The organism is Mucilaginibacter lappiensis (assembly GCF_900155965.1).
Taxonomy (GTDB): domain Bacteria; phylum Bacteroidota; class Bacteroidia; order Sphingobacteriales; family Sphingobacteriaceae; genus Mucilaginibacter; species Mucilaginibacter lappiensis.
This window is the reverse complement of sequence record NZ_FTMG01000008.1, coordinates 285,460-300,500: the sequence shown is the minus strand read 5'-3', so window position 1 is coordinate 300,500 and position 15,041 is coordinate 285,460. Positions and strand designations below refer to the sequence as shown.

The following is a 15,041-nucleotide window of genomic DNA, read 5'->3' as shown; positions in this document are numbered from 1 at the left end:
AAAATAAGTTATTATAATTATAATTTTCAACAAAAGCACGCCTGATTACTCAACTGTTTAACATGATCAAAGTGTAACAGAATTGTTTATCCTGCATTTCCGGCACCAGGTGATCGATGCCATCGGAACTTCCAATCATGATCTCGCCAATAGGTATATCGCCATCAATCAAGTTACTTTCAATACTTGCGTCCTGAAATCTTTCAGATTAAGAAAAAATCACCGGTTAAACAGCACCCCTTCCCGGAACAATTATCACAACAGCGAAGCTCCTAAATTTGCCCGTGCCGAATTGACAATAATGCTTTTGATATTTCTTAATACAGGGTGTGTACAGGCACGGTCAGGGCGTAGGTTTCAGGTAATTCTTTATTCTCGAAATAAGTAATTAGTTCATGATCAGTCATTCGGCGACCTGTACAAATTGATAAAACTTTTAACTAAATAAAATGCTAACAAGCAACAAAAGCAGTAATTAATTGTTGACCTTGTTCATTATCACCTTAGAGTTATCTGAGTATTCTCAAATATCAAATAGTTTAAGCCAGAAAACAGAAATGGATACAAATCAAAAAGAGTATATAACAGACGTATTCCAAAGCCAAAAAAAGTTCTTTGCAACACGGAAGACCCAATCAGTTGATTTCAGAATTCAGCAGCTGGCGAATTTAAAAAAATCGTTTATAGCGCATAATGATGCGATTTGCGATGCCATGTTTACAGATTTGGGAAAAAGCAGACCAGAGACTGAGTATGCTGAAATAAAATTAGTTTTGGATGAACTGGATTATTGTCTTGAAAACCTTGAAAGCTGGGCTAAACCCATTGAAATGCCTTCAAAGCAACATGCCACAGGTGCTGAAATTGTAAGTAAGGTAACCTTTCAGCCGTATGGAGTTAGCTATATTGTAGGTCCCTTCAACTATCCTATTCAATTGACATTTAGTCCTTTATTGGGCGCTATAATGGGTGGAAATACCGCCATCATTAAGCCATCGGAGAATACGCCAAGCGTCGCTGCCGTTATCGAAAAGATAGTGAAGGATGCATTTCCTCCTAACTATGTATCGGTTATACAGGGCTCAATCGAGGAAAATACGCTTTTGTTGAGCTTTAAATTTGACTATATCTTCTTTACAGGAAGCCCTAACGTGGGAAAGATCGTTATGAGGGCTGCCGCCGAGCAGTTAATTCCACTGACACTGGAACTGGGTGGAAAATCGCCGACCATTGTGCATAAGGATGCCAACCTTGACAAGGCAGTTGAAAGGATCGCAAGGGGTAAATGGATGAACTGTGGCCAAACCTGTGTAGCCCCTGATTACCTTTATGTACACGAATCGGTAAAAGAGGAGTTGATTCAGAGGTTTAAGATTCATCTCCAGAAGACCTACGATGGTAATTCATTGGGCAAGATTGGCAAGATTGTTTCACAGCAACAGGTGATGAATCTGGCGGGTTATTTGGATGCAGTGAAAGAAAAAGTAGTTTATGGTGGCAGGTATGATCTGGAAACCCGTTATTTTGAGGCGACAATAATGGATAATATTGTTTGGCAGGACGCAGTAATGCAACAGGAGATATTTGGGCCAATTCTTCCAATTCTGACCTACTCTGACGTTGATACGGTTCTTGATGAGATCAATTCCCGGCCTAAGCCCTTAGCATTATATGTATTCTCTGAGGATAAAGATTTTGCAGAAGATGTTTTAAGCAAGACGACGAGTGGTGATGCCGAAATCAACAGTACATTGATACATGTAGGAATCCATTTTTTACCCTTTGGTGGTGTAGGGACTTCGGGAATGGGTAAGTATCACGGACAATATAGTTTCCAGACTTTCAGTCATATGAGATCTATAGTAGAGTTAAGATAATCCCTTCAGAAAAATTGGTTCGACATTTTAGCAATTGTAAACACTAAACCGAAACAATTACTTTTAGAAGTTGTCTCTCCGTTTTTTATACGATTAAATTATTTTTCATAATGGATTCTGGTTATTGAACAGAATTTTTACAGTTAAAAGAGACAGTTTATCGTGCTTTATCAGCTAAATAATCATTCCCAATTTTTTAATCCTTTTCTAATTCATTTTTCAAACCATCCGATATTGCTTGATACTTCTTTTTTACATTGCTAAAATCATCAAATTGTATCTTACCAATGATAAATAGTTTTCTTGCTTTCCATATTAAAACAGTGGGGCAAAATTTATGGGATATGAAAGCTTGTTGTTGGACAGGTAAGTAAATTAAAAATAATGTTGATAATTCCCTTTCCGGGTAAAAAGCTAATGCGCCCTCAATTGGGGGCGCATTAGCAATATATAAGTTTAGGTGTTATGATTAATAACCATCATTTTGTACCAAAGCTGGTTTATTACGATCGATCTCGGTTTGGGGTAGTGGCCAAAAGTCATAATTGTCTTTGTAAACAGTTTTCACGTTTGGTGTTAATGGATTCTGAATAAAACCATTTAATTTTTGTTTGGCAATACCCCAGCGGCGCAAATCAAAATAACGGAAGCCCTCCAATGCAAGCTCTATCCTTCTTTCATGTTGTATGCGAGTGCGCATATCTGCCTGACTCAGATTGGTTGGTAAAGCCGGCATATTAACGCCCGGCCGGGCACGCACTTCATTTACCTGTTGATAGACACTGGCATCGGGACCAGCAACTTCATTTTGTGCTTCGGCATACATTAGTTTGATGTCGGCATATCGTAGCCAAACATAATCCTGATCATCCAACATACCCGGCTGCGGATTAACATTCTTAGGATCGAGCCATTTTTTTCCAGGGTAAAAACCTACCGTCCAGTTGTTCACGCCTGGTGTACCCACGGTATTGGGATATGGCCAACCTTGCGCAGGCGTATCGCCGGGAAAAAAAAAGGTCATAGTTTTACGCGGGTCATTTGGTTCATACTCATTGATCATATCCTGTGTACCCTGCAAATCCTTATAACCAGAACCAATAATGGCTATTGTAATAGCAAAAGGGTGCGCAACCGCGGGTGCCTGAAACTGTACCGAGAACATGATTTCGGGACTGCTGCTTTGATCGGGCTTATAAAAGTTGGAGGCGTAGTTGCTGTTTAACGAGAATTTGCCACCATCAATAATGTTTTTTGCCAATGCAGCAGCATCAGCATATTTTTTCTCAAATAACAACACCCTTACCTTAATACCTTGGGCCGATGCTTTAACTGCATGGCCAGCATATTTGGCATCGGGCAGGGAGGTTATAGCTTGGTCAAGATCGCTTTCAATCATTTTCAGAACATCTGCACGTGATGATTTGCTTACCTGGGCCTTAATATCAACCGTTACCGGATCAGCGGTTACTATGGGTACATTACCATAGGTTTCGGCCAGCAAAAAGTAGTTAAAGGCCCTGATAAAATACGCCTCGCCTTTATATTGGTTAAGTTTATCGCCCGATAATACCTTACCCACATTAGCCAGAAAGCTATTGGTAGCCGCTATGCTGATATAAGCATTTACATACAGGCTATTGCCAGGATCGGTTACAAAGCCGCCTATATTTGGTGTAAGCCCCGCAATTAACGATTGCTGCGCACCTCCCTGGTTATTTTGACTGTAAGAATTATCGCTGAAGTTTTCCCACCACATAGGGGCATATTCGCTTATTTGACCGCTTTGAGCATATAGGGTTCCATAAAGGCCGTTGAGCGCCAGATCGGCATCAGTTGGCGATTTCCAAAATACATTTGTTGATAACTTATCGGGTGGATTAACATCCAGCTTTTTACAAGAGGCCAATCCCGCAACCATTGCTATGAATATTATAATGATACGTGTTTTCATTTACTTTAATATTGAGGTTAGAATTGAACTGATGCACCAAATGTATAAGTGCGGTTTTGCGGATAATTGGCAAAGCCGTACCAGGCATCAGGCTTATTATTGATATCCTGCCTTTCGGGGTCGGTAGCTTGCTTAAGTGGCGTAAACAAAGCCAGGTTATCTACCGCACCATAAATTCTTAATGACTTAACCCCTCTAATCATATTTGCCGGGAAGGTATAACCTACCTGCACATTTTTAATACGCATAAAGCTGGCATTATACAAATGGTAGGTCGACTGTACATTGGTGATCTTCGGGTATCCGTAAAAGCCCATATATATTTTAGGCATGGTGGTGGATGGATTTTGCGGGGTCCAGCGGTTTAGCCAATCGGTTGTTGGCATGGCGCCCTGGGCAAACGGGTCAACACCCCATTTGTACAAATACAGCTTGTTACCATACGAACCATATAGTTGTAAACTGGCATCAAAATTACCCCAGGTGGCTCCCATACTATAGGAATATTCGAATTTTGGATATTGACCAGGGATGATACTGCGATCGTTAGCATCTACTTTACCATCGCCATTAACATCTTTGTATTTAATATCGCCGGGGGTTGGCGGACCACCTAATGATGACTGATCTGGCGAGTTATTGATCTCCTGCTGGCTTTGGAAGATACCATCCATAGTTTGCAGGTAGAACGAGCCTATCGGATAGCCGTTACGCATAATGGTTTGACCATCAGGCCCCATGATCTGATCAGCACCAAATGACACCAGCTTGTTGCGGTACAACTGGAAGTTGGCCTGGGCATAATAACTGAATTTAGCTGATGTGCGATCCTGATAACGCAAACTAAACTCCAGGCCCTTATTGCTTACAGCACCATCGTTAACGATAGGTGCTGCAACACCGATAGCCTGGGGTATTTGTGACTGTCGAAGGATATTATAAGTATACTTATTAAACCAGTCAAAAGTAAAGGTTAGCTTATTTTTAAACGCGGTAAGATCAAACCCAATGTCAGTCATACGGGTTGTTTCCCAGGTAAGATTAGGGTCAACCAGTGCGCCGGGTATAAAGCCCGAAACAACCTGACCGGCAAAAGCGTAGCTGTTTTGATTATAGGTAGCTTGGTATGGATACGGATATGGTGTATGGATATCTCCCACCGGCAGGGTAATATTTTGGTTACCTAAACGGCCCCATGACCCACGTATTTTCAGGTCATCTATCCAGCTTACATCCTTCAGGAAATTCTCTTTTGAGATGCGCCATCCACCCGAAAACGATTCATACAAACCCCAGCGGCTGTTACTTGGCAGCCTTGAAGTACCATCGTAACGCACATTGGCGCCCAATAAATACCTATCTTCAAAGTTGTAGTTTATGTTACCATACAAGGAATGGATGATCCACTGGGTTGAAATACCATCATTGGTTTGGTTATTTACTGAACCCACATGTAACTCTTCCAGCTCATTGGTGGGGTAACCTACACGGTAAGCATCTACATAACTCTGGTTGTCTACCTCCTGTTGTACACCACCTAAAATGGTCAGGTCATGCTTACCCAGTAGTTTATGAAAGTTCAACTGGCTATAAATGGTAGAATGTGTTTCGTCCTGATTATTAACGGATAAACCGGGCGTGCCCACATCGGCATTACGATTAAAGGACAGATCGCTGTACAGATATTCTGGTACGATTGGTCTGAATGTTTTGCTTTTATCATAATTAAAGCTTAGGCCGGCGCGGTTTTCCCAACGTAAGCCATCAAGTACATCCACATCTAAAGATATATTACCCTGGCCATAGTAATTGGGGTTATGTGTTAATATCTCTGAAGCCAACACCGGATTTTTGTTGCCCAATTCTTTATCATAAGCTTTGGTTATCCATAAACCATCGGCTGTTTGAGCCGGATATAACGGAGATTGCGACAGTGTAGATATATACAAATCGGCGGCATTATCATAAGGATAATTACGATCGCCGTAACGAAACTGGAAATTAGTACCCAGTGTTACACGCTTGTTTACTTTGGAGGTAAGCCCCAGGTTAAGCGTATATTTTTTATAGTCGAAACCGCGCATCGTACCCGGCTGATCAGTATAACCTAAACCAACACTATAAGTGGTGCCTTCATTACCACCGCTCAAGTTAAGATAATGGTTTTGTACAACGGCAGTTGAAAACATATCCTTGATCCAATCATGATTGGGGTATTTTACATGATCGGTAGCTGTGGCATACTGATTTATCTGATCCTGAGTGTATATCGGGGCATTGCCGGAGTTTACTTCAGCTTCATTCAATAACTGCATATACTGGGCAGAGTTAGTAATTAGCTTAGGCAAACGGGTTGCTGTGGCAAAGCCAACGTTGTAATTATAGGTTAAAGTAAAACCACCGGCTTTACCCTTTTTGGTTTTCACTACCACTACGCCATTGGCACCCTGCGAACCGTAAATGGCTGCTGCAGAAGCATCTTTTAAAACCGTTACCGACTCAATATCATTGGGGTTAATTACCGAAAGGCTTCCCGGAATACCATCAACTATAACCAGCGGATTATTACCGGCGCTACTAAAAGTACCCAAACCACGTATGCGCAGCTGTATACTCTCGTTGCCTGGCTCGGCAGAGTTTTGGACAACCGATAAGCCCGGCAGTTGCCCTTGCAATAAAGAGGTTGCATCTGTGGCCACCCGTTTGGTCATGTCCTCCCCTTTAACAGATACTATGGCACTGGTAAGTGTATGCCGGCTCTGTGTACTATAACCGGTAACCACAACCTCACTAAGGCCTTGTTTATCTTCAGCCAGACTTATATTGATCATGCTTTTACCGCCAATAGGTACTTCTTGTTTTACAAAGCCGATAAAACTAAATATCAAAGTACCATTACCATCCGGAACGTTAAGAGAGAAAGCGCCATTGGCATCGGTTACCGTACCAGTTTGCGTACCTTTTAACTGTATGCTTACCCCGGGCAAGGGCACACCTTTATTGTCAGTTACCTTACCCCTAATAGTTTGCAGGACAATAGTTTCTGCATCGGGCTGTGGTCTTGGTTTTATAGTGATGGTTTTTTTATTAATAAGATAAATAAAAGGCTGGTTATTGAAGATCTTTTCAAGCGCCTGTGTTAGGCTTGCCCCTTTTAAAGACAATGACACGGGAGAAGCCGTTTTCATTAGCTGGGCGCTGTACAGAAAATCATATCCGCTTTGTTGCTGCAGGGTAAACAACACATCTTCCAGTGGAGCTTTTTGTACATCCAGGTTTATCTTTTGCGCATATGACCTGGCACTAACCTGTAAAATGGTTATAGTAATAAGGAGACAGGTTAATTTCATAATGCGAATAAATTTAAGCTGGGCATGGTTGTGCCACCTGAACTTTGATTCAGTAAATATTTTATACATTTGAATGTTAGGTTTAATTTATAATTGATTGTTTGCGCAATTGGTAAGGTTATCTAACTCAGTATTTATTACTGAAGATCGGGAGCGCTCTAACGCTCCTGATCTGTTTTTGTCAGATAATCATTAAACTCGTTTCTCAAGTCATAACAATTATCCTCCTTCCTTCAATTTTAAAATGAACCAGCCCAGTTAGTTCAAGTCCCTTGAGCAGTTCATTAATATCCTTGTTTTTAGAGTAGGTGCCACCAAATTTAATGTTTGATACGTTGCTCCTGTATTCCACATCCACATCATACCAACGGCTTATTTGCTTCATAATATCATGAATATCGTCTTCTCTGAAAATAAAGTAACCAGATTTCCAGGCCATTACCTGGTTTATATTAACCTTTTTCTGTGTGATCTTTCCACCTGCAGCTTCAGCAATACCCTGCTCGCCAGGAACCAGCAAGGCTGAGGATGAACTGTTGGACAAGCTTACCGATCCTTCAAGCAAGGTTGTTTTTACAGCGTTATCTTCCTGGTAAGCTTTTACATTAAAATGTGTTCCTAAAACCTTAACATCGGCATTGCCTGTATGCACAATAAAAGGCATCTGCCTGTTCTTGGCTACTTCAAAATAGGCTTCGCCGGTTAGGCTCACCCGTCGCTCAGAGCCTTTAAACGCCACCGGAAAAGTTAAGGACGACTGCGAGTTAAGCCATACACTGGTGCCATCGGGCAGCGTAATGGTATATTGCCCGCCACGTGGTATGGTAATAGTATTCAACGCATCGGTGACAATAGCCCCTTTATTGTCACCTGTGGTAGTGGTATAGGCTAGCAAGCCATTTTTCATTTTCCTGATGGCTGTGTTACCAGCTTTGGCTACCACGCCATTGCCTACTTTATCTAAAGCTATGCTGATGCCGTTGGCCAAGGTAAGTATAGCCGTGTTGGCACCCGGCTTAATAGGATTCTTCTTAATAAGGGCTATGTTAGTCTGGTCGGCAATTGCTTCCCTTTGTTTTTTAATGAGCAAACCTCCAAATATTAATCCACCGCAAAGTATGGCCGCGGCAGCCAACCACCACCAGAATTTGATACTACGTGGTTTATTATTTTCCTCGGCTGAAGTATGAATGCGACTATATATGTCTGCCCTCAACTTTTTATCAGCTGCTGATAACAGTTCATCATTATTATTTCGCAGCTTGAAATTATCCTGATAGCGCATCAGCAATTCCTCCTCTTCGGGCGTACATGAACCCAACAGATATTTTTCATAAAGCTGCATGTAGTACTCCGGGGTCATAAAATTGTTTTTTTTGTGGTATGCCATAAAGAGATTCAAAAGCTTTACGAACACACATACTTTTAAAAATATTTTTTTTACCTGCTTTATCCCTGCATATGACAATTGCATTTGATAAACTATTTGCTAATTTTAGCCAACCAATTTATGACTCCCCTACTTACCGATAGCGAATTATGGGACGCCGTTGTCGCCGATAGTTCCAGGGCTTTTGTAGTCCTGTATAATCGGTATTGGAAAAAACTATACAAAACTGTCTGCTATTACCTTAAAGATGAATCAGCTGCAGAGGAAATCACTCATGATGTTTTTGTGGTGTTATGGACACGGCGTAAACATCTTAAAATAAATAGCTTTCAAAACTATATACACGTAACCGCCCGTTACCATGTATTTAAGCACCTGAAAGCAGCGCGCATTAATGGGGTGGAATATATAGAACAGTTTGCCGAAACTGAAGACATGATGGTGTACAACACTGCCGACAGCAAACTGAGCTATGAATCATTTGAGACAGAGCTGGCCCAAATACTAAAAGAACTACCCCGCCGTTGCCAGGAAATATTCTGGTTAAGTCGCGTGCAAAATTTAAGCAATGACGAGATAGCGGATAGGCTCAATATTTCTAAACGCACGGTTGAGAACCAGATAACTCAGGCATTAAAGTACCTTCGGATTTCATACCCTAAATTATCAGTCGTTTCTTCCGTGTTGATTATGACTTTGTTTCTGGCCGGTGTATACTGAATTTTATACCAGCTATGTCCTTTAACTTTTGATCTACTTGGGCAATATTCTGAAATAAACTGCTTAACAATCTATTAATATTCAATTATAAAAGAGTGGTAGATTATCCATTTATAATTGAACATTTATTGACGTCAATTTCTTCAAAGCTTCTATAAATGTGTTCGAAAACTGCGGTCGGACTTAAGGAGACAACATATAGGTGTTTACGCTAGTAAAAATCTGTTAATCAAATAATTACAATGAGGTTTTCTTAGTTCGATTTTAGCAGAGAAATTCCTGAACGGTTAAAAAAGTGTATCAGGAGTGCAATTAACCTATTTTTTGTAGTTCGATTTCTCGTTAAGGTTTACAGCGCGCCTGAGTTTCTAAGCACTTAAACAGTCTGATTCAGATATAATGAAACGTGCATTTCAACAACTTGCTAAAAATTTCTATGAGACCGATAGGGTCAGAAAATGGCTTGTGCTAAAGGTCTGGCATGTTCACATTTTGTAAGACTTATACAAATAGTGACAGGTACTGACTATTCTAAATTGAGTATCATCTATATTGAATATTGTCCCTTTCAAACCCTTAATTGTCCATTTGATTATATTATTGACAGATTATTTAAGAATTAAAACGAAATTTAGGCATGTTTAAAGCTTATCAGATTAAGTTGGGTATCTTCTTATCCCTTGTTTTTGCCGTAATTGGTATTTTACCAAGGTTAGGCCATCCCGGATTTAATCAGCTTGAGCTCATAGGAAATTTCCTTTTTTTTTCCTTTATCAATGTATTCACCTGTTGGTTTATTCATCATTACTTTATTCTTCATTCTTTTAAAAATTTCGGTAACGTAACAAAGGGTGTAATCAGTAATATAATTGCTATTTGTACTGTATCATTCTTTGATTATCTCCTAAACCTGTTTAATACAATGCCATCACTGAGTAATGACAGAACCCGGGATGTATTCTTTAACCTTACTGGTTCTGCTTTTATCAGTGTATTTATCTACATTATCATTCACAACATCCAGATTAATATTACTTTGCAAAAATCAAGACTGGAAAATGGTTTATTAAAGCAAGCGCAGTTAAGGGCACAGCTTTTATCGTTACAACAACAGGTAAGTCCGCACTTTTTATTTAATTCATTAAGTACATTAAAAACCATTGCACCAGACCATGAGACTAAAACTTATGTTATACAATTGGCTAATGTTTACCGCTATCTGTTGAATTTTAATGAACATCACCTGGCCAGTGTAAAAGATGAAATCGCTTTTATGAAATCTTATCTTTATATATTACAGGAGCGGTTTGAACATGCGTTACAAATTTCTATTAATGTTCCGGATGAGTTTTTAAGCTATTATATTCCTCCGCTTTCATTGCAATTGCTTATTGAAAATGCTATTAAGCATAACATCATATCCCCTGAACAACCACTACATATTCGTATTTATACCGATCAAACACCTGCACTAACTATTGAAAATAGCTATCAGCCCAAAATATCGGTGGAAGAAAGTACCGGAAAGGGTCTGCAGAATATAAAGGATCGTTATCAGCTACTGTCTGGTAAACAGATTGAAGTTTATAATGATGACGATCTATTCACAGTAACCTTGCCATTGCTGCTGTCATGAATGTATTAATCATTGAAGATGAGATTAAAACGGCCAAAGAGCTAAAAGGCCTTATCGAAGCAATTGATAGTGATATCAAAATTGTTGATATTTTACATTCTGTTAATTCGGCTATCCAATGGTTTAAGGAACATCCATCACCTGATTTGATTTTCTCTGACATACAGCTTGGTGACGGGCTTAGTTTTGATATCTACCGCAATGTACAGGTAAATACTCCTGTAATTTTCTGCACCGCATTTGATGAATATGCTATTCGGGCTTTTGAGGCCAACGGTATTGACTATCTGCTAAAACCCATAGATGAGGGAATGCTTGAACAAAGCCTGAGGAAATACCAGCACTTTAAAAATCTGTTTAATAACCGCCAGGATCTATACCAGCAAAAGTTAATAAAGCTGGTTGGCCAGATGGATACTAAATATAAACAATCTATCCTTGTATATTTTAAAGAGAAGATAATTCCAATAAAAACCAGTGAGATCCGCTTTATCTATGCCGAACATGGTTTAGTTTATATTCATAGCAACTTTGATCGGTTCATTACCCAGCATACAGTAGAACAGCTGGAGGCAATGCTAAATCCACAGCTATTTTTTAAAGCTAACCGGCAATTTATTATCAATAGGGACAACATACAAAATGTAGAGCATTATTTTAATCGCAGGTTATTTGTTAAACTGAATTGTGAAACTCCTGAGAAGATCATCGTCAGTAAGATAAAAGCAAATGATTTCCTGCAATGGATGGAAGATTGAATTAGCTTTATTATTTCCTCTCCTGATAACACATTTACCAATCCTTTAATTTCCAGCAGACCGGCGTGGCCATTCATTGCCGTTTCCGTCAGTTTCGATTCCCCTTTTGTCACGTTCACTCTAAAATTCTGATTAACCCCTTATTACAGAAGTAATTTCGGTCAGTTAAAAACAGAACATGCTGATATCCTCATCAAAATTTCCGGTAATTTCCGGATCAAACTACTTCAAAACAGTATTCATAACACCCCTACTGTTTTTATTGACCATTGGTGGATCATTTGCACAAACGGTCAACGGAACAATGACCGATTCCAGTAAAATGGCCAATCTCAGCGCTGCCGCAATCAATTACCCGATGTTGAGGCAGGCCGCTATTTCCACGGATATCATGAGTGGGAGAAATATCACTGCTAAGTTCAATGGCAACCCTTTATTTAAAGCAAAGACCCAGCTTACCCGTATCGGGGCAAACTTTAATTTGCCTATTGCACAATGGGGTAAAAACAGCGTCACCGCAAGTATCAGCTACTTGCATGAGCGTACTGATCTGAGCCAGGTGGAAAGTTATAACCCGCAAATACCGGTACGCAATTCAGTTATTAATACCACAACAATAGGATTTACGGCCAGTTATATGAGGATAGATACATTGTTTAATCACCAAGTCTTCTATTCTGCCAGTTTCACCGGGTTAACCGATGAGTTATCCAGGGTCAGAATTGCTAGTGAAATGCTCGGGATAAGTGTTCCGTTCACGCGGACAGCGACTACTTCATTTTCAGTGGGGTTGTATTATATCAATAATCCAACGGCCCCTACTCACGTCATTCCCGTTATTGCATACTGGCATCAATTTGAAACCGGGAACATTCAGTTGTTTGCTGATTTCCCATCTCGTGTTATATTAAAAAAGCAGTTATCTCCTAAAAGCTGGGTATCGTTCGGAAGCGAACTGGGTGGAAGCCAGAGTTTTTTAGCCTTAAATCAGCCTTTTCCACATAATGCGGTCAGTTCAACAATGGAAATTAAAACAAGAGCAGGCTTTGAATACCTGGTATCCAAAAAGATTCTTCTGGGGATAAACGGGGGGATGTCTTCAACATTGTCCTCCAGGGTATTTAAACAAGGTGACAAACAATCTGATTATTTTATAAAGGGCAGTGGTGGTACAGTTCCTTATGTCAATTTTTCGATTTCGTTCCTTCCTTTTTTAAAGACCATTATTAACAGATAAAGTCACTTATTAACAGATACCCAATGAAACAGGTTGAAATATTTAGAACCAATATCTACAATGAAGGGCAAGGCGCCCGGGTTATTCAATTTTACAATTGTTAAACAAAATCAATTTGTATTAAACAAAAATGTTAAACATATTTGTTGATAAATTTATCAACTATTTAATAATGGAAGTTTTAGCAACAGATACAGAACAACTAATAAAAGATACAGCTAAAAAAGTTTTTTTTGCAGAAGGAAGGTTACATGCTACTACTCAAGAGATAGCTGATGCTGCAGGAGTAAATCGTGCTTCTATCCACTATTATTTCCGCAGCAGGCAAAAATTGTTTGACACCGTTTTTATCGAGGCAAGCACAGAAATGAGAAACAAAGTGCACTCTGTTTTTGAAGAGGCATTATCTTTTAAAGACAGAATTGGAAAATTCATCGAAGTTTTTATTGAAAAGTCTTTAAAGCACCCTTACCTGGAAATGTTTATTGTAACGGAATTTAATACCAATCCAAAAATTCAATTACATACGTTAAGGCCTGATAATGAGAAAGAGAAACTAAAGCAATTGGAAATTGATATTGAGAACGAAGTTGCAGAAGGTCGTATGAAACCTATTACATCTCACAATTTTATTCTTACCTTAATGTCATTATGTTCCTTTCCATTTTTGGGCAGAGATATTATTAAAAATGCTTTTTCAATTAATGAAGAGGAATATCAAAAATTGATTGCAGAACGCAAGGGTGTCATCATGCAATTACTCTTTTTAGATGCTTGAAACAACATTCTTTTAATCTCAATTTAATAATAACGCCAAACAAATTAACAAAACAATAGAGTATAATAAAATAGTTTAAATAACCATGGAAAACATCGCAATGCTCAAAAAGAATACAGCATTTACTATGCTGTTACTACTACCCATATTATTCACCGCCTGCCATAGCGGAGCAAAACCAGGTGCCGGAGGCCCAGGTGGTCCAACCGGACCCGCGCCTTATAGAACGGCAATTGTTTACGCTGGCCCGGCAACTATGTATTATAGCTATCCTGCAACTATCCAGGGTGAGCAGGATATAGATATCCGACCTAAGGTGGATGGCTTTATAGAAAAGATTTTTGTTGAAGAGGGCGCTGTTGTACATAAGGGTCAGCCATTATTTCAGCTAAGAAACCCCCAGTATGATGCGGCCGTAAGAAGCGCTATGGCTTCTGTTAAAATAGCAGAAGCAGACGTAAATACAGCTGAAATGAATGTAGAGAAAGTAAGGCCACTGGTAGACAAGAATATTATCAGTGATTACGAGTTAAAATCAGATGAATTTACATTACAGTCAAAAAAAGCTTCCTTAGCTTCTGCCCAGGCAGACCTGGTGAATGCCCGTGTGAATGTAGGTTATACCTATCTCACAAGCCCTGCAGATGGTGTGATAAGTACCATCCCTTATAAGGTAGGCAGCCTGATTACCAGCACATCCACTAATCCGCTTACCACTGTTTACAACACCAAAAATATTTACGTGTACTTTTCATTGAATGAAAAGCAATTACTTGAATTTTTACGAGACACAAAAGGTAAAACACTAAAGGATAAGTTGGCCACTATGGCTGATGTATCACTTTTGTTGGCTGATGGTACAACGTATCCACTAAAAGGACGGATAGTAATGGCAAGCGGTTTAATTGCCACAGCAACAGGCTCGGTTAGCCTGAGGGCCAATTTTCCCAACCCACAAGGCCTAATCAGGAGCGGAAGCAGCGCAACCATCAAAATTCCGGTTAATATAGACAACGCTATTTTGATTCCTCAAAACGCTACTTATGATATGCAGGGTAAAAAGTTTGTGTATACATTAAGCGATAAAGATAGCACATTGAATACTGGAGTACAGTTATCTGATAACCCGATAGGGAATTTATATGTAGTACGAAGCGGCTTAAAACAGGGGGATAAACTGGTAATTGAAGGTATTGCCAACTTAAAGCCCGGAATGGCCATAAAACCAATGCCGGTTAATGCCGACAGTTTATACGCCGCCGCCAAAACGCCAGCCGCCGACAGTGTTAAAAGTTTAAAACATAAATAAGCAATAGGGCAGATTGCCTGGAAACTTTAAAA

At 39.6% G+C, this 15,041-nt stretch carries 10 protein-coding genes; 7 read left to right on the top strand and 3 right to left on the bottom strand.

The window, feature by feature from the left end:
• The first annotated feature begins 557 nt into the window (after positions 1–557).
• Positions 558–1,877 (top strand): NAD(P)-dependent benzaldehyde dehydrogenase MdlD, encoded by a 1,320-nt coding sequence (mdlD, locus tag BW976_RS16815; RefSeq protein ID WP_076374499.1) that lies wholly within the window; start codon positions 558–560, stop codon positions 1,875–1,877.
• Between the two features lie 469 nt (positions 1,878–2,346).
• On the opposite strand, the gene BW976_RS16810 is transcribed toward mdlD, so the two are convergent.
• The 3 genes from BW976_RS16810 to BW976_RS16800 form a co-directional block, all read right to left on the bottom strand.
• Positions 2,347–3,831 (bottom strand): RagB/SusD family nutrient uptake outer membrane protein, encoded by a 1,485-nt coding sequence (locus BW976_RS16810; protein WP_076374497.1) that lies wholly within the window; start codon positions 3,829–3,831, stop codon positions 2,347–2,349.
• Between the two features lie 17 nt (positions 3,832–3,848).
• Entirely contained in the window at positions 3,849–7,181 is a 3,333-nt protein-coding gene (locus BW976_RS16805) for a TonB-dependent receptor (RefSeq protein WP_076374559.1), read from the bottom strand.
• A 205-nt stretch (positions 7,182–7,386) separates the two neighbouring features.
• Complete coding sequence (locus tag BW976_RS16800; protein ID WP_076374557.1) at positions 7,387–8,544, bottom strand: FecR family protein; 1,158 nt, start codon at positions 8,542–8,544, stop codon at positions 7,387–7,389.
• A gap of 147 nt (positions 8,545–8,691) precedes the next feature.
• On the opposite strand from BW976_RS16800, the gene BW976_RS16795 reads away from it, so the two are divergent.
• The 6 genes from BW976_RS16795 (at position 8,692) to BW976_RS16770 (ending at position 15,009) form a co-directional block, all read left to right on the top strand.
• On the top strand, positions 8,692–9,291 hold the full coding sequence (locus BW976_RS16795; RefSeq protein ID WP_076374495.1) for an RNA polymerase sigma-70 factor: 600 nt from the start codon (positions 8,692–8,694) through the stop codon (positions 9,289–9,291).
• Positions 9,292–10,213: 922 nt separating this feature from the next.
• Positions 10,214–10,927: a sensor histidine kinase gene (locus tag BW976_RS16790; RefSeq protein WP_175614125.1), complete on the top strand. Its 714-nt coding sequence runs from the start codon at positions 10,214–10,216 to the stop codon at positions 10,925–10,927.
• Positions 10,924–11,685 carry a LytR/AlgR family response regulator transcription factor gene (locus BW976_RS16785; protein WP_076374491.1) on the top strand — a complete coding sequence of 254 codons (762 nt, stop codon included), beginning with the start codon at positions 10,924–10,926 and terminating at the stop codon, positions 11,683–11,685. The genes BW976_RS16790 and BW976_RS16785 overlap by 4 nt, the downstream gene beginning before the upstream one ends.
• A 178-nt stretch (positions 11,686–11,863) precedes the next feature.
• The gene (locus tag BW976_RS16780) at positions 11,864–12,922 is read left to right on the top strand and encodes a hypothetical protein (RefSeq protein ID WP_076374489.1); all 1,059 of its coding nucleotides are present in this window, start codon (positions 11,864–11,866) and stop codon (positions 12,920–12,922) included.
• A gap of 172 nt (positions 12,923–13,094) precedes the next feature.
• Positions 13,095–13,700 carry a TetR/AcrR family transcriptional regulator gene (locus BW976_RS16775; RefSeq protein ID WP_076374555.1) on the top strand — a complete coding sequence of 202 codons (606 nt, stop codon included), beginning with the start codon at positions 13,095–13,097 and terminating at the stop codon, positions 13,698–13,700.
• 85 nt (positions 13,701–13,785) lie between these two features.
• Positions 13,786–15,009 (top strand): efflux RND transporter periplasmic adaptor subunit, encoded by a 1,224-nt coding sequence (locus tag BW976_RS16770; RefSeq protein WP_076374487.1) that lies wholly within the window; start codon positions 13,786–13,788, stop codon positions 15,007–15,009.
• Positions 15,010–15,041: the final 32 nt, after the last annotated feature.